This window comes from Thioalkalivibrio sp. ALE12 (assembly GCF_000381105.1).
Lineage (GTDB): Bacteria > Pseudomonadota > Gammaproteobacteria > Ectothiorhodospirales > Ectothiorhodospiraceae > Thioalkalivibrio.
The window spans coordinates 1-19457 of the sequence record NZ_KB905913.1 but is presented as its reverse complement, the minus strand read 5'-3'; the positions used below and the strand labels follow the sequence as shown (position 1 = coordinate 19457).

At 69.6% G+C, this 19457-nt stretch carries 16 protein-coding genes; 10 read left to right on the top strand and 6 right to left on the bottom strand.

The features are described from left to right. Positions 1-13 precede the first annotated feature (13 nt). The 3 genes from F614_RS0111685 (at position 14) to F614_RS0111675 (ending at position 1887) form a co-directional block, all read left to right on the top strand. Positions 14-265 carry a GlsB/YeaQ/YmgE family stress response membrane protein gene (locus tag F614_RS0111685; RefSeq protein ID WP_018879795.1) on the top strand — a complete coding sequence of 84 codons (252 nt, stop codon included), beginning with the start codon at positions 14-16 and terminating at the stop codon, positions 263-265. Between the two features lie 3 nt (positions 266-268). Further along, positions 269-457, top strand: coding sequence for a DUF3185 family protein (locus tag F614_RS0111680; RefSeq protein ID WP_018867889.1), 189 nt, complete (start codon positions 269-271; stop codon positions 455-457). Positions 458-588: 131 nt separating this feature from the next. Next, positions 589-1887, top strand: a complete 1299-nt coding sequence (locus tag F614_RS0111675) for an OmpP1/FadL family transporter (RefSeq protein ID WP_019558938.1) — start codon at positions 589-591, stop codon at positions 1885-1887. 39 nt (positions 1888-1926) lie between these two features. Here the strand turns inward: F614_RS0111675 and F614_RS0111670 are convergent, their stop codons facing one another. Next, on the bottom strand, positions 1927-2883 hold the full coding sequence (locus tag F614_RS0111670; protein WP_038037362.1) for a matrixin family metalloprotease: 957 nt from the start codon (positions 2881-2883) through the stop codon (positions 1927-1929). Positions 2884-3030: 147 nt separating this feature from the next. Between F614_RS0111670 and F614_RS0111665 the strand changes: the two genes are divergently transcribed. Next, positions 3031-3456, top strand: a complete 426-nt coding sequence (locus tag F614_RS0111665; RefSeq protein ID WP_019558936.1) for a DUF3617 domain-containing protein — start codon at positions 3031-3033, stop codon at positions 3454-3456. Positions 3457-3803: 347 nt separating this feature from the next. On the opposite strand, the gene F614_RS0111660 is transcribed toward F614_RS0111665, so the two are convergent. Continuing rightward, positions 3804-4403, bottom strand: coding sequence for a DUF938 domain-containing protein (locus F614_RS0111660; RefSeq protein ID WP_019558935.1), 600 nt, complete (start codon positions 4401-4403; stop codon positions 3804-3806). A gap of 96 nt (positions 4404-4499) precedes the next feature. On the opposite strand from F614_RS0111660, the gene F614_RS0111655 reads away from it, so the two are divergent. Beyond that, positions 4500-5345: a bifunctional nuclease domain-containing protein gene (locus tag F614_RS0111655; RefSeq protein ID WP_019558934.1), complete on the top strand. Its 846-nt coding sequence runs from the start codon at positions 4500-4502 to the stop codon at positions 5343-5345. Between the two features lie 22 nt (positions 5346-5367). Here the strand turns inward: F614_RS0111655 and pgi are convergent, their stop codons facing one another. After that, complete coding sequence (gene pgi / locus F614_RS0111650; RefSeq protein ID WP_019558933.1) at positions 5368-7011, bottom strand: glucose-6-phosphate isomerase; 1644 nt, start codon at positions 7009-7011, stop codon at positions 5368-5370. Positions 7012-7140: 129 nt separating this feature from the next. Between pgi and glgA the strand changes: the two genes are divergently transcribed. The 5 genes from glgA (at position 7141) to F614_RS0111625 (ending at position 14986) form a co-directional block, all read left to right on the top strand. Next, positions 7141-8628, top strand: coding sequence for a glycogen synthase GlgA (glgA, locus tag F614_RS0111645; RefSeq protein ID WP_019558932.1), 1488 nt, complete (start codon positions 7141-7143; stop codon positions 8626-8628). A gap of 81 nt (positions 8629-8709) precedes the next feature. Beyond that, entirely contained in the window at positions 8710-11550 is a 2841-nt protein-coding gene (gene ppc / locus F614_RS0111640) for a phosphoenolpyruvate carboxylase (RefSeq protein ID WP_018867897.1), read from the top strand. A gap of 108 nt (positions 11551-11658) precedes the next feature. Further along, positions 11659-11931 carry a PP0621 family protein gene (locus F614_RS0111635; RefSeq protein WP_018867898.1) on the top strand — a complete coding sequence of 91 codons (273 nt, stop codon included), beginning with the start codon at positions 11659-11661 and terminating at the stop codon, positions 11929-11931. An 11-nt stretch (positions 11932-11942) separates the two neighbouring features. Next, on the top strand, positions 11943-13580 hold the full coding sequence (locus F614_RS0111630; protein ID WP_018867899.1) for a PAS domain-containing sensor histidine kinase: 1638 nt from the start codon (positions 11943-11945) through the stop codon (positions 13578-13580). After that, positions 13577-14986 (top strand): sigma-54 dependent transcriptional regulator, encoded by a 1410-nt coding sequence (locus tag F614_RS0111625; RefSeq protein WP_018879785.1) that lies wholly within the window; start codon positions 13577-13579, stop codon positions 14984-14986. The genes F614_RS0111630 and F614_RS0111625 overlap by 4 nt, the downstream gene beginning before the upstream one ends. Positions 14987-15008: 22 nt before the next feature. On the opposite strand, the gene F614_RS0111620 is transcribed toward F614_RS0111625, so the two are convergent. The 3 genes from F614_RS0111620 to F614_RS0111610 form a co-directional block, all read right to left on the bottom strand. Beyond that, positions 15009-15230 (bottom strand): hypothetical protein, encoded by a 222-nt coding sequence (locus F614_RS0111620; protein ID WP_019558931.1) that lies wholly within the window; start codon positions 15228-15230, stop codon positions 15009-15011. A 162-nt stretch (positions 15231-15392) separates the two neighbouring features. After that, positions 15393-17918 (bottom strand): ATP-dependent helicase HrpB, encoded by a 2526-nt coding sequence (gene hrpB, locus F614_RS0111615; RefSeq protein ID WP_019558930.1) that lies wholly within the window; start codon positions 17916-17918, stop codon positions 15393-15395. A gap of 9 nt (positions 17919-17927) precedes the next feature. Further along, on the bottom strand, positions 17928-19121 hold the full coding sequence (locus tag F614_RS0111610) for an efflux RND transporter periplasmic adaptor subunit (RefSeq protein WP_019558929.1): 1194 nt from the start codon (positions 19119-19121) through the stop codon (positions 17928-17930). Between the last annotated feature and the right edge of the window lie 336 nt (positions 19122-19457).

The window sequence follows — 19457 nt, the reverse complement described above, 5'->3', positions numbered from 1 at the left end:
GGAGCGCGACATCATGGCCATCGAATCCCTTCTCCTACTCCTGCTCATCGGCGGCATCGCTGGCTGGCTCGCCGGACTGCTGGTGCACGGCTCCGGGCAGGGCATCCTGCTCAACATCGTGGTCGGCGTGATCGGGGCCTTCCTCGGCGGCTGGCTGTTCACCCAGCTCGGGGTCCAGGCCGGCGGGCTGATCGGCAGCCTCGCCGCCGCCACCGTCGGCGCCGTCCTCCTGCTGGGCCTGCTCCGGCTGATCCACAAGGCCTGACCGATGACCCAGATCCTTGGAATCATCCTGCTGGTCGGGGGCCTGATCGCCGCTATTGTGGGCCTGCAGGATGCCTTCGGCATGCGCGAGCGCGCCGCGCGCCTGATCCTCGGCCGCTTTACCCGGCGCACCCTCGCGCTGCTGGTGGGCGGCGGCGTCGCCGCACTGATGGGCCTGATCCTGGTGACCTGACCGAAAAACGTGATGCGGTTGGCATCATCTCCCCGGAATCGGTAGTGTCCGCGGCGGGGGAGCTCGTGCCGGAAGCGCCATACCGCCCGCCGACGGTCCCCCCGAAAAAAGACCAATAAGGGGGAGACCGCATGACCTTGAAGCCTTCGCGCCGCCTGGCGCTTGCCGCCGCCGTCAGCACCGCGCTGTTTGCCGCACCCACGACCCTGCTGGCCGCGGGCTTTTACCTGCAGGAGCAAGGGGTCTCCGGTCTCGGGCGCGCCTATGCCGGCGAGGCCGCCATCGCCTCCGATGCCAGCACCATCTACTTCAACCCGGCCGGCATGACCCGCCTGGAACGCAACGAGGTGCAGGCAGGCGTGTATCTGCTGGCCCCCGAGGCCAAGGTCAGGCGCAGCAGCTCCACCATCAATGGGGCCCCGTACGAGGGCCGCGACGGCAACAACCCCTACGACCCGACTCCGATCCCCAACCTGTACTGGGCGGAGCAGTACTCGGAACGTGTCTGGCTGGGCTTTGGCCTCAGCGCGCCCTTCGGCCTGAAGAACGAATACAACGATGACTTCTTCGCCCGCTACGACTCGCTGGAATCCGACCTGCGCGTGCTGAACCTGCAGCCCAGCATCGCCTTCGACCTGACCGACCGGATCTCCATCGGCGGCGGCCTCGACCTGCAGTACGCCGACGCGACCCTGCGCAGCGCCACTCCGGACCCGGGTGGCCCTAATCCGGACACCGACGGGGAATTCAAACTCGAGGGCGACAACTGGGATATCGGCTTCAACATCGGGATGCTGTTCGATCTGGGCGATGACACCCGCCTCGGCATCCATTACCGCGACGGCATCACCCACACCCTGAGCGGCACGGCGACCATCACCGAGCCCGCGGGCGGGCCTGTCTCCGTGCTGCCCGGGCAGGCCGACCTGAAGCTGCCTGATATCGCATCCATCGGCATCCGCCACCGCTTCAATGACCGCTGGACCGGCCTGGCTCAGTACACCTGGTTCAACTGGTCGAACTTCGACGAGATCCGCATCCAGCTGCCGCAGGGCAACGAACAGGTGCTGGAACAGAACTACCGCAACAGCTACGCCCTGGCGGTCGGAGCCGAGTACGAAATGAACCCGCGCTGGACCCTGCGCGGCGGCATCCAGTATGACCAGACCCCGACCCAGACCGACGGCCGCAGCACACGCACTCCGGATGGCGACCGCACCTGGTTCTCCATCGGAGCCACCTTAACCAGCAGTGACCGCTTCACCTTCGACTTCGGCTACAGCTACATCCACATCGGCAGCGAGGACCTGGACGTCACCCGGGGCTTCGATTCCAGCGGGGATGGACAGGCGGATACCTTTGTGAACATGCAGGGCACCACCTCGGGTCACGTGCACGTACTGGCCGCCGCCATGCGCTACCACTTCTAGCACCGATACCGGGACCGGGCATCCGCCCGACCCCGGCGGTCACCGCGCAAGCTCCACGTCGCAGGCCGCCGCCAGCGCGCGACGGTCGGCCTCGCTCAGGTCGCGCCGCCCGGCGTTGGCCTCCCCCAGCATCGCGTGCATCACGGCTGCCGGGTCGTCCACGTGATCGATCCCCAGGGCATGGCCCAGCTCGTGCGCCAGCGTCAGACGCAGCTCATCGGCGTCACTCGCCTTGAACACGGTGATCGAGCGCCGCGCCCCGTGCTGCTCGTACACCGCCATGTCGAAGGCCCCGGTCGTACCGATCTCGCGGTTGAGCTCCGCGACCCGCTCGTTGAACCCATCGATCTCGCGCTCCAGTGCCCGGATGTCACGGTTGAGCTCGTCACGGCGCTGTTCCAGCGTGCGCCGGCGCTGATCGAGGTCGTCACCCGCGCGGTCCAGCGCCCGGCGCTGCCGCTCCAGACGTTCGCGATTCCCCGCGCTGTGCGCCATGCGACCGGCATTCCAGGCGGCCACCGCCTGCTCGTATTCGCGCTGGCGCGCCTGAAAATCCTCGAGATGACGCTGATAGCCCGCGGCATCCGCCGCCAGCGCCGAGTGGCGATGATCCAGGCGCTCCTCGCGCTCGGCGATCCCCCGCTGGAGGCGGTCCAGTTCCGCGCGGGCACGGTCCCGGCTCTCGGCTCCTGCCTGGCGCTCGTCGAACACCAGCCGCACCGGCATACCCTCGCCTTCACGCTGGCGGAAGAGCACGTCCGGCGTCTGCCCGTCCCACATCCGGACGGCCGCATCCAGGGCCGTCTGCACCGCGTCGCGCTCCAGGCGGAAGCGCGGATCCACGCCCGCCAGGTGCAGGGCGACCGGCACCTCGCAGCGCGGCGCGGCCAGGTGCACGTGCCCACCGGACGAGCCCGGCAACTGCCCCTCCTGCCACAGCACACCCCCCAGCGCGAGCGCGCCGACACCCCCGACCAGCCACAACGGCATTGCCATCGCGTTTCCTCCGAGTGAATCCTTGTAGAACCACTGATCAATGTCTCCTTAAGGTGCCAGTGCGCGGTTGCGGAAACCAGCGTTTGCCCCGTCATGGCGGGGCAGGCACCATTGAACGATCGCCTTACCCCGTTTCAGGAGACTGTCATGCTGCGCATCCTTTTCGCCGCCCTGCCCCTCGTGGCCCTGCCGCTGGCCGCCCAGGCCGACACCCCGAACATCCAGCCGGGCCTGTGGGAGAACCAGAACACCATGATCATGGAAGGCATGGCCGGGATGCCGGACCAGACCGAGACCACGACCGAGTGCGTCACCCAGGAAGAGATCGATCGCGGCGAGAACATCATCGAGGCGCCGGAGGGCTGCACGCTGGATCAGATGGACATGACCGCCGAGCGCATGGACTACACCATGAGTTGCACGGACCCGCAGGGCGGCCAGATGCAGATGGAGGGCAGCATGCGTTTCATGGGCGATCGCGCCGAGGGCGAGATGACCAGCGAGATGGACACCCCGATGGGCCCGATGAACGTGCGCATGGAAATGCGCGGCCAACGCATCGGCGACTGCTGACCCCCCCTGTATTCACCACGAAGCACACGAAGACACGAAGAAGGGCCAGGTCAAGAGCCTGTCTACCACAGAGGTCACGGAGGACACAGAGAGATAAAGGGGGCATATAGGGCGGGCGGCTGACCCTGATCGCCGCTCGCCCTATTTCAGCTCAACGGGATGGCAGGCTGTTCCGGAGCAAGCGGGAAGCAGTTCCTGGTCCCGATCTGATCTCAACGGATCATTCCATTGCCCCTCCCCTTGAAGCCTTTCGGATTTCTCCGTGGTCTCTGTGCACTCCGTGGTCAATCCGACTTTGAATTTCTTCGTGCCTTCGTGTGCTTCGTGATAGCCACGCCCTGAAAGAGCTACGTCCTGCGCCAGAGGAGGATCTGGTTGTTGGCCGGGAGGTTGATGACCGCCTCGGGTGCGAGTCCGGCGGCGGTGGCGAGCGCGTCCAGGTCGGCGCGGTCGCGCACGCCCATGCCCGGGTCCTGCGCCCGCAGCATCTGGTCGAAGCGCGCGTTGGATTCGGCAGTGTGGGCGCCGTCGTGGGCGAACGGGCCGTACAGGGCGAACAACCCGTCCGCCGCCAGCACCCGTGCCACGCCAGCGAACAGCGCCTCGACCGCCGGCCAGTGCATGATGTGCACGGTGTTGGCGCTGTAGACGTATTCGAACGGCCCCTCCGGCCAGGGGTCCCGCAGCACGTCCAGTGGCCGTGCCGGCCGCAGGTTGGGCACGGCGGCATCGCGCCGCCAGGCCTCTACACCGGGCAGATTCTCGGCCACATCACTGGGATGCCAGTCCAGGTGGGGAAGCGCCGCGGCGAAGTGCACCGCGTGCTGCCCCGTTCCGGCGCCAATCTCCAGCACCCGACCGTGGGCAAGAAAGCGCTCGCGCAGCACCTCCAGGATCGGCGCGCGGTTCTGTTCCGCCGCCGGGGCATAGGGCTTGTCACTGGCCATCGTATCCATCCATCCGGAAAAGCAGGCCGGGTATTCTGGACGCCTCGCGAGCGCACTGCCATGATCGGGAGACACCTTTTCCCAGGCACCCTGCCGATGCCCCGCTCCCGGTTATCCCTGCCCCTCGTACTCGTCCTGCTGCTGGTTCTGGCCAGCGATGCCCTGGCGCGAGAGATGGCCACTGATCCGGATCGCCTGCTGCCGGTCGAGCTGGCCACCGTCGGGGTGGACGCCAACTCCGGCGCCCCCATCGCATTGCTGCGCCACCCGGCCTCCGGCGAGGTGGTCCCCATCGTGATCGGCACCGATCAGGCCCGCGCGATCCTGCTCGCGATGCACGAGGTCCCGCTGTCGCGCCCGCAGACCCACGATCTGATGATCGACCTGCTGGAGCAACTGAACGCCCGCCTGGAGCGGGTGATCGTGGACGGCCTGGAAAACGGCACCTATCTCGGCTGGCTGGAGGTGCGTGTGGCCGGCGATGACGAGGCGCGGATGATCGACACCCGTCCCAGCGACGCGCTCGCCCTGGCCGTTCGCAGCGGGGCGGCGATCCACGTCGCCCCGGAGATCCTCGAGGCGGAGGTACCCTTCGACTACACGCCGCCGGGCGAGGACGAGGTCGTCACCGCCCTGGGCATCACCGTAGTCGAGGCCCGCGACGACCTGCGCGAGGCCCTGCAACTGCCCGACGAACCCGGCGTTCTGGTCAGCCGCGCGACCGGGCGGGCCGCCACCGCGGGACTGAGCCACGGGGCCCTGATCCTGGAGGTGAACGGCCGCGTGCCCGCCACCCCGATGGACTTCCTCGAGGCGGTCTCGGCCACCGCCGATGGCGCGGAGGCCGAGATCCGCTTCTGGCTGGACGGCGACACCCGGACGATCACCCTGCCCACGGACGTCCCCGCTATCGAGGAGTCCGACGACGCCCTGACCGTCTGAGCCAAGCCGGAACGGACGTGGGTCAATCCCCGTGCGGTAACCGCGGGCGCAACCAGTCGAGCGTGGCGGTGGTCGCGGGATCATGTGCGGCGGGTGTCGCCCCCGGCTCCAGATCCGCGAGGATCTGGCCGGCCAACTGCTTGCCCAGCTCCACCCCCCACTGGTCGAAGGCGTTGATGCCCCACAGCGTGGCCAGCACGTAGATCTTGTGCTCGAACAGCGCGATCAGCGCGCCCAGCGTGGCCGGGTCCAGGCGTTCCAGCAGGATCAGCGTGCTCGGCCGGTTGCCGGGGAAGCTCCGGTGCGGCGCCAGGGCGTCGATCGCCTCCGGCGACTGTCCCGCCGCCGCCATCTCCGCGCGCACCACGTCCTCGTCCTTGCCCGTCGCCAGCGCCTCCGCCTGCGCGACCAGGTTGGCCATCAGCAACGGATGCTGCGCCGGCAGGTCGTGCTCGGGGCGCGCCACGCCGATGAACTCGGCCGGGATGAAGCGCGTGCCCTGATGCAGTAGCTGGAAGAAGGCATGCTGGCCGTCGGTCCCCACCGCGCCCCAGACCACCGCGCCGGTATCGTCCGTCACCACCTGGCCGTCCAGCCCCACGCGCTTGCCCAGGCTCTCCATCTCCGCCTGCTGCAGGTACGGTGGCAGCAGCGACAGGCGTTCGTCGTACGGCAATACCGCGCGCGACTGCGCGCCCAGCAGATTCTGGTTCCACAGATCCACCAGCGCCATGCGCACCGCGGCGTTGCCGGCGATCGGCGCGCGCCGGACGTGCTCGTCCACGGCGTGCGCGCCGCCGAGGAAGGCACGAAAGCCGTCCATGCCCAGCAGCAGTGCCACCGGCAGCCCGATGGTGGACCACACGGAGTAGCGCCCGCCGACCCAGTCCCAGAAACCGAACATGTTGTCCGGGTCGATGCCGAATTCGGTCACCCGCTCGCGCGCGGTGGACACCGCCACGAAGTGGCGCGCCACGGCCGAGTCGTCCGGTGCATGGCGCAGCAGCCAGGCGCGGGCCGCGCGGGCGTTGGTCAGGGTCTCCTGGGTGCCGAAGGTCTTGGAGGCGACAATGAACAGCGTGGTCTCCGGATCGGCCTCGCGCAGCACGGCGGAGAGGGCCGCGCCGTCCACGTTGGAGACGAACTGGACCGCCAGCGGCGCGCCTTCGGCCGTCGCCCGCGCATGCGGCGCCAGCGCCCGGCAGACCATGCGCGGCCCGAGGTCGGAACCGCCGATGCCAATGTTCACCACCCGCTGGATCGGACGTCCACTGTAGCCCCGGTGGGTACCGTCGTGGACCTGTTGCACGAAGGCCTCGACCCGGTCCAGCTGGGCATGCACCTGGGGCACGACATCGTGGCCATCCACCTCGCAGCGCGACTCGCGCGGCAGACGCAGGGCGGTGTGCAGCGCCGCCCTGCCCTCGGTGGTGTTGACCCGTTCGCCGGCGAACAGCGCGCGCAGCGCCTCCGGCACCTCGCAGGCCGCGGCCCGCTCGAAGAGCGCATCCCAGGCCGGGGCGTCCAGGCGCTGACGCGTCCAGTCCAGGCGCATGCCGGCGATTTCCTGCACATCCCGCTGCACCCGGTCGGGATCGCGCGCGAACAGATCGCGCAAGGTCTCGCCCTCCAGCCGGCGGGCCTCGACCCGCAGGGCACTCTCCATCCCCGTATCCCGTCCTGTCGTCATTCCATGCCCCCGCTTGTCCTGTTCCCCAGAGTGCCGCCCGGCCCCCTGCGTTACAATCCATAGAAACCATCCGGCGCCGCCGGTTCCGTTCCCGGGGAACTCTCCATGCGTATCCTGTTCGCCAGCAGCGAGGCCTACAGCCTGGTCAAGACCGGCGGGCTCGCCGATGTCAGTGCCAGCCTGCCCGCCGCCCTGCGCCGCCGGCGCCAGGATGTGCGCCTGGTCCTGCCCGGTTATCCCGAGGCCTGCCGCAACCTGGTGGATGCCACCCCGCGCCCGGGTCCGGACAACGCCCCGTGGCAGCTCCTCGAGGGCCGCCTGCCCGGCACTCGCGTGCCGGTCTACCTGATCGACTGGCCGGAGTACTTCCAGCGCGCCGGCAATCCGTACAGCGCCAGCAACGGCATGGACTGGCCGGACAACGCCCAGCGCTTCGCCGGTTTCGCCCGCGCCATCGTCGCCCTCGCGCGCGACGAGGCCGGGCTGGACTGGACCCCGGAGCTCATCCACCTGAACGACTGGCAGACCGGCCTGGTGCCGCTGCTGCTGGACCCGGAGCGCACCGGCATCGAGCGCCCGCGGACCGTATTCACCATTCACAACCTGGCCTACCAGGGCCTGTTCCCGGCCAGCACCCTGCAGGAGCTGAACCTGCCCGCGGACCTGTGGCACCCGGAGGCGCTGGAGTTTCACGACCAGCTGTCGTTCATGAAGGCGGCCCTGGTCTTTGCCGACGCCATTACCACGGTCTCGCCGACCTATGCCCGCGAGATCCAGGAGCCAGCCTCCGGCATGGGCCTGGACGGCGTGCTGCGCGCCCGCGCCGCGGACCTGCACGGCATCCTCAACGGGGTCGACTACCGCGACTGGGACCCGGCGCGCGACCGCCATATCGCCGCGCGCTACAGCGCCGACGACCTCGCCGGCAAGGCCGCCAACAAGGCCGCGCTACAGACCCGCCTGGGCCTGGAACCGGACCCGGACATCCCGCTGCTGGGCCACGTGGGCCGCATGGTCGAGCAGAAGGGCGTGGACCTGCTGCATGCCGCCTGCACCCCGCTGCTGGAGGCCGGGCGCATCCAGCTGGCCCTGGTCGGCTCCGGCCAGAAGGACCTGGAACACGCCACCGGCGCCCTGGCGCGCACCTATCCCGGCCGGGTCGGGGTGCACATCGGCTATGACGAGCCCCTGGCCCACCAGATCGAGGCCGGCGCCGACCTGTTCCTGATGCCCTCGCGCTTCGAACCCTGCGGTCTCAACCAGCTCTACAGCCTGCGCTACGGCACCCCGCCGGTGGTCCACGCGACCGGGGGCCTGGCGGACACCGTGGTCGACGCCACACCCGATCATCTGGGCGCCGGCACGGCCACGGGATTCAGCTTCTCGCCGGACAGCGTGTCCGCCCTCGGCGGCGCGCTGGAGCGCGCCCTGGGGCTGTACGCCGCCCGCGGCGACGGCCGCTGGGAACAACTGATGCGCACCGGCATGGCCCGCGACTTCGGCTGGAACGCGAGCGCCGACGCCTATCTCGCCCTGTACCGCGAACAGCTCCCGCGCCGCAGCCGGCGTGCGAAGGCCGCATCTGCGCTATAATCGCGTCCTTTTCGCGACCTCCCGACCCCAACCGGCAAGCCCAGGCAGCGGCGATCGTCGTCCTGCGCGCACAGGCCCGATATGACTCGAAGCGATCAACACGACCGATTCCTGCCCAAGGACAAGGAACTGCGCGCCCGCGTGCGGCTGTTCGGGGAACTCCTGGGCAACGTGATCCACAAGCTGGAAGGCCAGGCGGTATTCGACGCGGTCGAAAAGCTGCGCCGCGGCTTTGTCAGCCTGCGCAAGAACGAGGACCCGGACCTGCGCCGCCAGCTGATGGCGGACATCACCCACTTCGACGCCGCGCTCACCGAGCGCGTGATCCGCGCCTTCAGCATCTACTTCAGCCTGGTCAACATTGCCGAGGAAGACCTGTTCTACCGCTGGCGCCGGGCCCAGGTCTCCAGCGGCGAACCGCTGTGGACCGGCTCCTTCGACCAGACCCTGCGCCAACTGCATGACGAGGGGGTCACCGCCGAGGAGCTGGAACGGCTGCTCAGCGAACTGCACTACCAGCCGGTCTTCACCGCCCACCCCACCGAGGCCCGTCGCCGGACCACGATGGAGAACCAGCGCCGCGTGTTCGAGACCGCCGACCGGCTGAACCAGCCCGGTCTGGGCGAGGAGGAACGCCGCCTGATCACCGAGGAACTGGAAACCCAGATCCAGATCCTCTGGCGCACCAACGAGGTACGGGTAAAGAAGCCGCAGGTCCAGGACGAGATCAAGTACGGTCTGTTCTACTTCGAGGAGAGCCTGTTCGAGGCCATCCCGCAGTCCTACCGCTTCCTGGAAAAGGCCATCCGCCGCATCTACGGCGTCCACCCGGACGGCAGCCTGCCGGTGCGGATCCCGGCCTTCCTGCACTTCGGTTCCTGGATCGGCGGGGACCGCGACGGCAACCCGAACGTGACCCCCGAGGTCACCGAACTGTCCTGTCGCCTGGCGATGGAGCAGGTCCTGCGCGAATACATCAAGCGGGTCAACCACCTGCGCAACGTGCTGACCCACTCGTCGTTCATGTGCCAGCCGTCGCAGGCCTTCCTCGACAGCCTGGACTCCGACGCCAACATCGCGAACGCGGTGTTCCAGGGGGCCTCCGACCGCTTCGAGAGCGAGCCCTACCGGCGCAAGCTCTACATCATGCGGTATCGCCTGCGCGAAACCCTGGACACCGTGGTCCGGCGGGTACATGGCGAGGCCGCGGTGCTTCCGACCAACAGCGCCTATGCCGACGCCCAGGCCTTCCTGAGCGACCTGAAGCTGATCCGCGACTCGCTGATCAGCCACGGCGACCGCAATATCGCCAGCGGCGCGCTGACCGATCTGATCCGCCTGGTCGAGACCTTCGGCTTCCACCTGCACCACCTGGACGTGCGCCAGGAATCCACCGTGCATACCGACGCGATCGCCGAGATCCTCGGCCAGCTGGCCCCGGACACCGACTACGCCGCCCTGGACGAGACCGGCCGCCAGCAGGCCCTGAGCGACCTGATCGCCGCCGAACAGTTGCCGGAACTGGACCGCGACGCCCTGGGCGAAGGCACCCGCGAAACCCTGCGCGTGTTCGAGGTCATCCAGGGCATGCGCCGCGAGGTCGGCCCGGATGGCATCGGGACCTACGTGATCTCCATGACCCACGCGGCCTCGCATGTGCTGGAGGTCCTGCTGCTGGGGCGCCTCGCGGGGCTGGCCGGAGACAACGAAGACGGCAACCCCTTCTGCCACCTGCGCATCTCGCCGCTGTTCGAGACCATCGAGGACCTCCTGCATGTCGAGGACGTCCTCGAGGGCCTGCTGTCCAACCCGGTCTACGCCCGCCTGCTGGCCGCCTCCGGCAACATCCAGGACGTGATGCTCGGCTATTCGGATTCCTGCAAGGACGGCGGCATCCTCGCCTCCAGCTGGAACCTCTACGAGGCGCAGAAGAAGATCGTCGGCATCACCGACCGCTTTGGCGTGCGCTGCCAGCTGTTCCATGGCCGCGGCGGCACCGTCGGCCGTGGCGGCGGCCCGACCCATGAGTCCATCCTCGCCCAGCCCCCGGCCACCGTGCAGGGGCGCATCAAGTTCACCGAACAGGGCGAGGTGCTGTCGTACAAGTACTCCAACGTGGAGACCGCGGTCTATGAGCTGGGCATGGGCGCCACCGGTGTCATGCTCGCCTCGCGCAGCCTGATCCGGCCACCGCGCCAGGATCGCGACGACTACCGCGCCACCATGCAGGATCTCGCGCAATGCGGCGAGGATGCCTATCGCGAGCTGATCGACCGCACCGACGGTGTGCTCGACTACTTCTACGAGATCACCCCGGTGCAGGAGATCGGCTTCCTGAACATCGGCTCGCGCCCCTCGCACCGGCGCAAGACCGATCGTTCCAAGAGCTCGATCCGGGCGATCCCCTGGGTCTTCGGCTGGGCCCAGGCGCGCCACACCCTGCCCGCCTGGTACGGCATCGGCACCGCGCTGGAGCGCTGGCGTGGCGACGATCCCGAGCGCCTGGCCCAGCTCCAGCGCATGTACCAGGAGTGGCCGTTCTTCCGCTCGCTGCTGTCCAACTGCCAGATGGCGCTGACCAAGGCCGACATGCGCACCGCGGCCGAGTACGCCCGCCTGTGCAGCGACCCGGAACTGGCCGAACGCATCTATGCCCGGGTCCGCGACGAGCACAGCCGCACCGTGACCGAGGTGTTGCGGGTCGCCCAGCTGGACGCCCTGATGGACGAGACCCCCCTGCTGGCGCGCTCGCTGCAACGGCGCAACCCGTATCTGGACCCGCTCAACAGCATCCAGATCCACCTGCTGCGCGAATCCCGCGAGTTCGACGCCGAGGCCGGAGACGACGCCGACAATCCCTGGCTGTCGCCCCTGCTGCGCTCGATCAACGCCATCGCCGCCGGCATGCGCAACACCGGCTGACCCTTACGGGAGCGCGAGCTGGCCGGTCCGATGGTCCGCGACCATCATCGCGTCAGGGAAACGCTGATCAATGTGCACATTGACCAGCGTTTCCCCTAGAATCCGGTCATGCGCCTGCTGCTCCTGATCGTTGCCATCGTCGCCGTGTTCCTCGCGGTGCGCACCCTGGTGCGCTCCAGCAGCAACCGCAAGCAGGTCTCCCGCGGGGAACGCCCCGAACGCCTCAAGGAAGGTGGCGCGGTGATCCGCTGCGCCTTCTGCGGCGTGCACGTTCCGGAGGCCGAGGCCTACCGCGACGGGGACCGCCTGTACTGCTCGCGCCAGCACGCCGAGGTCGACCGCAGCCGCTCGGACGCCGACACCCACAGCGAAGACGACTGATCCCCGCGCGCATGGACGGCCAGAACGGGGCGCACACGCCGATCGACGCCGACACCCGGCGTTCCGCCTGGCTGTTCGCGCTCTACCGGGTCTTTGTCGCAGCGGTTCTGCTGCTGCTGGGACTGTTCCCGGATACCCCGCTGGGACTGCATGCGGTCGCCCCCCAGTTCTACGCGGTGATCGCCACGGCCTACCTCGCCTTCGCGCTGGCCGCGGCCGGCTTCGCCTGGCGTTGCACCCACAACCCGAACACCACCAGCCTCAGCCGCATCGCCCTGATCGGGGGCGCCGGGGACGGCATCGGCCTGATCGGGCTGCTGCTCGTCTCCGGTGGGGTCGGCACCGGGATCGGCCTCCTGCTGGTCCCCGCCCTGGTCGCCGCGGTACTGCTATCCAGCGCGCGCTTCGCGCTGAGTCTGGCGGCCATCGCCACCCTGGCGCTGCTGCTGGCCGAGACGGTCAGCGCCCTGCTCCTCCATCCTGGCGAGAGCGCCATCACCCAGGCTGGCCTGCTGGGCGCCACCCTGTTCGCGGCCGGCCTGCTGGCGCGCCACTTCGCCCGCCGGGCCGGCGAGACGCGCGCCCAGGTGGAACGCCAGGAGGCCGACCTGGCGAATCTGGCCGAGCTGAATGCCCAGATCATCGCGCGCATGAGCGCCGGGGTCATCGCGGTGGACCCGGAGGGCTACATCCGCTCCATCAACGAGGCCGCCCGCCGCCTGCTGCCGCCACGGCCGGGGCGCCACCTGTCGTCGCTGTCGCCCTCGGTGGCCCGCGTCATCCGCGAGTGGCAGCGCAGCGGCAGGCCCAACACCAGCCAGCAGTTGCCGGGCGATCGCGATCAGCCGGCCCTGCGCATCCGCCTGGCGCCGCTGGGCGATCGCGGCGACCAGGGCACGCTGCTGATCCTGGAGGACGCCGCCGAGCTTCAGCGCCAGGCCCAGGCCAGCAAGCTTCAGGCCCTGGGCCGGCTGACCGCCAGCATCGCCCACGAAATCCGCAACCCGCTCGGTGCGATCAGCCACAGCGCCCAGTTGCTCGGCGAGTCACCGGACCTCGCGCCTCACGACCAGCGCCTGCTCGACATCATCAACAACCAGAGCAAGCGGGTGAACGAACTGATCTCCAATGTCCTCAGCCTGTCACGCCGGGACGCCGGCGAGCGCGAACGCCTGAACCTGCAGGAGACCCTGGACCGCTTTGCCGAGGAGTTCTGCGGGGCCCTGCAACTGCCCCGCTCCACCCTGCATGCCCGGGTGGAACCGGGCGACTCCGAAATCCAGTTCGATCGCTCGCAGCTCAACCAGATCCTGTGGAACCTGTGCACCAACGCGCGCATCCACGGCGGTCACGACGAACCCGACAGTCCGCCCATCGTGTTGCGCGGGGGCGCCGGCCAGGTCGCCCGCGTGGTCAGCCTGGATGTCATCGATGCCGGTCCCGGGATCTCCACGGAACAGGAAAAGGACCTGTTTGAACCGTTCGTCTCCGGTCGCAGCGGCGGAACCGGGCTCGGCCTGTACATCTCGCGCATGCTGTGCGAAAACAACGGGGCCTCGCTGGAGTACATCCGGACGCCCACCGGCGGCTGCTTCCGGATCCTGTTCGCTCCCCTGGAAGACGAATCGCCAAAGGAACAAGGCGCATGAGTATCCGTCACGTGCTGGTCGTGGACGACGAGCCCGACATCTGCGAACTGCTCGAGATCACCCTGGCACGCATGGGCCTGGAAGCGACCACGGCCACCCGCCTGGAACCCGCCCGCGCCCTGCTCGCCGAACGCGACTTCGACCTCTGCCTGACCGACATGCGCCTGCCCGATGGCGACGGCCTCGAGCTGGTCCGCCACATCCAGTGCGAACGCCCGCAATTGCCGGTGGCCGTGATCACCGCCCACGGCAGCGTGGACACGGCGGTGCAGGCACTGAAACTGGGGGCCTTCGACTTCGTCAGCAAGCCGGTGGACCTGAAACAGCTACGCGAACTGATCGATGCCGCGCTGCGCCTGGAGACCCGTGGCCCCGGGCCGGAAGAAGGGCCCGATGACGCGACCACGCCGGCCCGCCCCGACGACAGTCCCCTGCTGGGCCATTCCGAACCCATGCAGCGCCTGCGAGCCACCATCCACAAGCTGGCCCGCAGCCAGGCGCCGGTGTTCATCTCCGGCGAATCCGGCTCCGGAAAGGAACTGGTCGCGCGCGAGATCCATCGCCTCGGGCCGCGCGCCGAGCGGCCGTTCGTCCCGGTCAACTGCGGCGCCATCCCCGGCGAGCTGATGGAGAGCGAGTTCTTCGGCCACCGCAAGGGCGCCTTTACCGGGGCAACCCAGGACCACACCGGCCTGTTCCAGTCCGCCGACGGCGGCACGCTGTTCCTCGACGAGGTTGCCGACCTGCCACTGCCGATGCAGGTCAAGCTGCTGCGCGCCATCCAGGAGCGAGCGATCAAGCCGGTCGGCGGCACCCGCGAGATCCCGGTGGACGTGCGCATCCTCAGCGCCACCCATCACGACCTCGAGAAGGCCGTACGCGAGGGGCGCTTTCGCCAGGACCTCTACTACCGACTGAACGTGATCGAGCTGAAGGTCCCCCCACTGCGCAACCGCCGCGGGGACATCGAGCGCCTGGCCGCGCGTATCCTGCGGCGCATCAGCGAGCAGTGGGAGACCGGCGACCTGGAACTGGCCCCCGATGCCCTCGCGGCCCTGCAGGGGCACGGCTTCCCGGGCAACGTCCGCGAACTGGAGAACATCCTGGAGCGCGCCGCCACCCTGTGCGAGGGTCGGCTGATCCACGCCGACAACATCGACCTTCCCGCCACTGGCCTGGGCACCGAACCCGTCATGGACCGCGCCCCGGACAGCCCGCCTGACCCCGACCACAGCGCCCGCAACGAGGCCGACCGCGCACTGGACGACCAGCTCGCCGCGCAGGAGCGCCAGGCCATCGCCACCGCACTGCAACAGACCGGCGGCAACCGTACGGCCGCCGCGCGCCTGCTCGGCCTCAGCTTCCGCCAGCTGCGCTACCGCCTGAAGAAACTCGGTATCGAGTAACGGTGGCGCGACCAGTCCGCCGCTACAGCAGATCCGCCCACTCGGTCAGGGCAAACCAGATCACGTAGCCGCCGTAGAGGATCAGAAAGATGATGCTGAGCACCGTGATCGGCCGAAACCCCTTGACGTCCACCTGGTAGGACACATCCTCCCCCTGCGCGCGGCGGAGGCGCACATCCATCCAGCGCGACACCCGCCACCAGACAAACAGCAGGATCAGGATCACGGTCAGGAACTTCAGCATCGCGGTTCGCTTCCTCGTCGGACGGCACTGAACGCGACACTACCCGAGAACGCCACCCTCCGCATTCTCTGATGACGGCCGCGCCTTTGCCCCGCAACCCTGGCGGGCAGAACGCTTGTGGGAGCCTGCTTGCAGGCGAAGCCCCCGCCAAACCCGGGCCTGCTACCCACGCCGCTTCGTATGCCGCGTGGCCGGCGCATTCCACGGATCCTCCGGCCAGGGGTGCTTCGGATAGCGCCCCTTCAGCTCGCGGCGCACCTCCGGATAGCCGTTCTCCCAGAAGCTGGCGAGATCCTGGGTGACCTGCACCGGACGCCGCGCCGGCGACAGCAGGTGCAGCACCAGCGCCACGCGGCCGCCCGCCACCCGGGGTGTCTCGTCCAGGCCGAACAGCTCCTGCAGCTTGACCGCCAGCACCGGCGGGTCCTGCGTGTAATCAATCCGGTGGGCGGAGCCGGAGGGGACCTCGATCCGCGCCGGTGCCTCCCGCTCCAGTTGCTGCTGGTGGTCCCAGTCCAGTCGCGCGCGCAGGATCGCCGCCAGATCCAGCCGCTTGAGATCCCGGAGCCGCGTGATCCCGGCCAGATACGGCCCCAGCCACTCCTCGAGGGTCATCAGCAGCGCAGCGTCGCGCAGATCCGGAAAGCCAGACTCCGGCAGGGTCTCGTGCAGCAACTGGATGCGGGCGTGCAGCTGGGTTGCCGCATCATCCCAGGGCAGCAGCGCAAGGCCCTCGCGGCGCAGCCGTTCGCACCAGCGCGGGATGGTGGCGGCGGGATCGTCCAGCACGACCATCTGCCGCTCCACCACCAGCGTGCCGATCCGCCGAACCCGCGCGTTTTCCAGCCGCGAGCCATCCTCCACCCAGTCGCAGCGCATCTCGCGGTGGAAGAGCTCCGGGGCCTCCTGCTCCAGTGCCGCCAGGTCCAGCATCACCGCACAGCGGATGCGGGCCTCGCGGTCGGCATCCGTGCAATCCACCGCGACCAGGTAGTCGGCATGCGCCAGACGCTCGCGCTCCGGCAGCCACGCGCCGCGGCCGTTCCCCATCACGAAGCGCCCGGCCACCTCGCCGCGGCGACGCGCGATACGCTCCGGCCAGGCCAGCGCCGCCAGCACGCCCAGCGCCGTGCTTTCGTCCAGTGCCGCCTCCGTACCCGCGGGGCGCTCCCCGACTCGTGCCAGCGCCTGTTCCAGACGCCGCAGGCCGGATTGCCAGACCCGGCTACCCGAGCGCCGCGCGTGCTCCAGGCGCGCACCCAGCTCCAGCGGCGCCTCCGGCCCGGCCACACCCGGTTCTTCCACGGCCACCGCCAGTTCGCAGGCCAGGCGCGCCAGCCCCCGCTCCCGGCCCCGCAACAGCATGTGGGCCAGGCGCGGGTGCGTCGGCAGGCGCAGCAGGGCCTGCCCGTGCCCAGTCATCCGACCAGCGGCATCCACCGCGCCCAGTTCGGCGAGTACCGCCTGCGCGGAGGCCAGACCCTGCGCGGGCGGCGGTTCCAGCCAGTCGAGTTCGACCACCGCCTCGCCCCAGCCGGCCAGTTCCAGGGCCAGCGGCAGCAGGTCCGCCTGCTGCATCCCCGGCGTCGCGTAGTCCGGGCGCGCGACCTCGTCGGCCCGCGACCACAAGCGGATCGCCACCCCCGGTTCGGTGCGACCGGCGCGCCCGGCCCGCTGCTCGGCGGCGGCCTTCGACGCTGGCAGCGTCACCAGCCGCGAGAGCCCGGTCGCCGCATCGAAGCGCGGCTCGCGGGAGAGCCCCGCGTCGATCACCACGCGCACGCCCTCGATGGTCAGGCTGGTCTCGGCGATGTCGGTCGCCAGCACCACCTTGCGCTCGCCCGCGGGCGCCGGGCGCACGGCCCGGGCCTGCTCCTGTGCCGACAGCCGGCCGAACAGCGGCGCGATGCGCGCGGGGACGGCGGACGTATCCACGCCGTCACCCACCCCCTCGCCCAGACGCGCGGCCACCTCGCGGATCTCGCGCTCGCCGGGCAGGAAGACCAGAACCGAGCCCGTCTCCACCGCCAGCGCATCCCGCACCGCCTGCGCCACGCCGTCCGCCAGCGGCGCATCTTTCGCTATCGGGGCATAACGGACCTCGACCGGGAACTGCCGCCCACGCGCCCGCAGCACCGGCACGGCATCCGCCTCCGGACCGGCCAGCAGCCGCGCCACGGCCTCGTCGTCGAGGGTCGCCGACATCACCACGATGCGCAGCTCCGGGCGCAGCAGCCGACGCACCTGCAGCGCAAAGGCCAGCGCCAGCTCGGCCTCCGGCCGGCGCAGGTGGAATTCGTCGAAGACCACGGTGCCAACCCCTTCCAGCAGCGGGTCGCCCTGGATGCGCCGCAGGAACAGGCCATCGGTGACCAGCTCCACCCGGGTGCGATCCGAGACCTTCTGCTCGTCGCGCACGCGGTAGCCGACCGTCTGCCCGGCCGCTTCACCGAGCTGCCCGGCCATGTAGGTCGCCGCCATGCGGGCGGCCAGCCGGCGCGGCTGCAGCACGATCACGCGATCCTCGGGGCTGGAGGCGGCCAGATGCAGCGGGACGCGGGTGGTCTTGCCGGCACCGGGTTCGGCCACCAGCACGGCGGCACCGCGCGTCTGCAGCGCGGCATCCAGGGGGGTTAGCAGATCTTCCAGCGCCCGGGCCTGCGGCGCCTCATTCAACTCTTTCGCCATCTACAGCGGTCAGTTCGCGACCACGCGCGTACCGGCCTGCACGCGGCCCCCCGGGCGAGTGACCACACGCTCGCCCGCCTCCAGGCCCTCGAGGATCTGCGTGGCGAAGCCCGAGCGACGCCCCACCTCGACCTGGCGCGGCTCGGCACGGCCGTCCTCGACCACGAACACCGACCACTCGCCGCGGTCGCGGAACAGCGCGCTGGTCGGAACCTGCAGCACGTCATCCCCTTCCCACAGCAGGAACTCGGCCTCCACGCGGTAGCCCACTGCCAGCCCGGCCATGCGTGCCTCCACCGCGTCGAGGTCGAGGATCACCGGCACGCGCTGCTCATCCACGCCCAGCGCGGAGATCCTGGTAAAGCCGAACGGCTGCACCCGGCGTACGGTGCCCTCCAGTTCGGCATCGCGGCCCCAGTCGGTCAGGCGCACGCGCATGCCCGGCACCACGCGCACCGCGTCCATGGACAGCAGATCCACCTGCACCTCGAGGTCGTCGAGATCGCCCACGACCAGCACCGGCTCGCCGGCCCCGATCGTGCCCTCGCAGCAGCGATAGCGCTCCAGCACCACCCCCGAGGCCGGCGAGCGCACGGACAGCGTCTCGGCCTCGGATTCCGGCATCTGGCCGCTGGCGATCTCCAGCACGATCCGGGCACCCTCGATCTCGCTGCGCGCGACCTCCACCGCGGACTCGCCGGCGCGCACCGCCGAGCGCGCGCGGTCGCGTGCGGTCTCCATACGCTCCACCTCGGTGGCCGAAACGGCCCCGCGCTCGAACAGCTCCTGGTGCCGGCGGTACTCGGATTCGGCGAAGCGCGCCTCGGCCCGCAGGTTCTCGAGATTCGCCTCGGCGCTTTGCAGGCGCGACCGCGCGGCCGCCAGGTTCTCGCGCGCCTGCTCGCGCGAGCGCACATCCAGCGCCGGGGTCGGCAGGGGCTCCATGCGGAACAATGTGTCGCCGAGTTCGACCGCGTCCCCCTCTTCCAGCTCGACGCGATGCAGGAAGCCGGCGATCGGCGCCGACACCGTAAAGGGGTCGCGCAGCCGCGTGCGCCCTTCCTCGCGCACGGTCTCTTCGAACGGGCCGGCCTCGACCGTGGTCAGCGACACCGGTACCGGCTGCGGGCGCAGCGCCCAGACCAGCGCGGCCACCCCCGCCAGCACGATCAGCCCAACCGTAATTCGCTTTTTCATCGCCATAGGCTCAGTCTCGCAAATCCCGCCATCCAGCGCTCCCCCCTCATCATCCGGCGCGCCGGGGCTGATATCTGCAAGTTGTAACCTTGGTTATCACCTGAACGGCCCCTGGCAGCCAGCCGCTGTGAGGTTGGTCCTGGCTCGGCCTCGGGTGTTTACGGTGCCTTCGGTCCGCATACTGCCTGGCGCTGACTCGCCAGCGCGCCGCGAGGTCCTTTCTTGCTTGCCCAAGAAAGTACCCAAAGAAGGGCACCCGGATTTCGCCCGGGAACCTTGCTCCAGGGCCCTCGGGCCGGCGGCGCTGAACTCGCTACGCTGCGCTTCGCTCAGACATCCAGC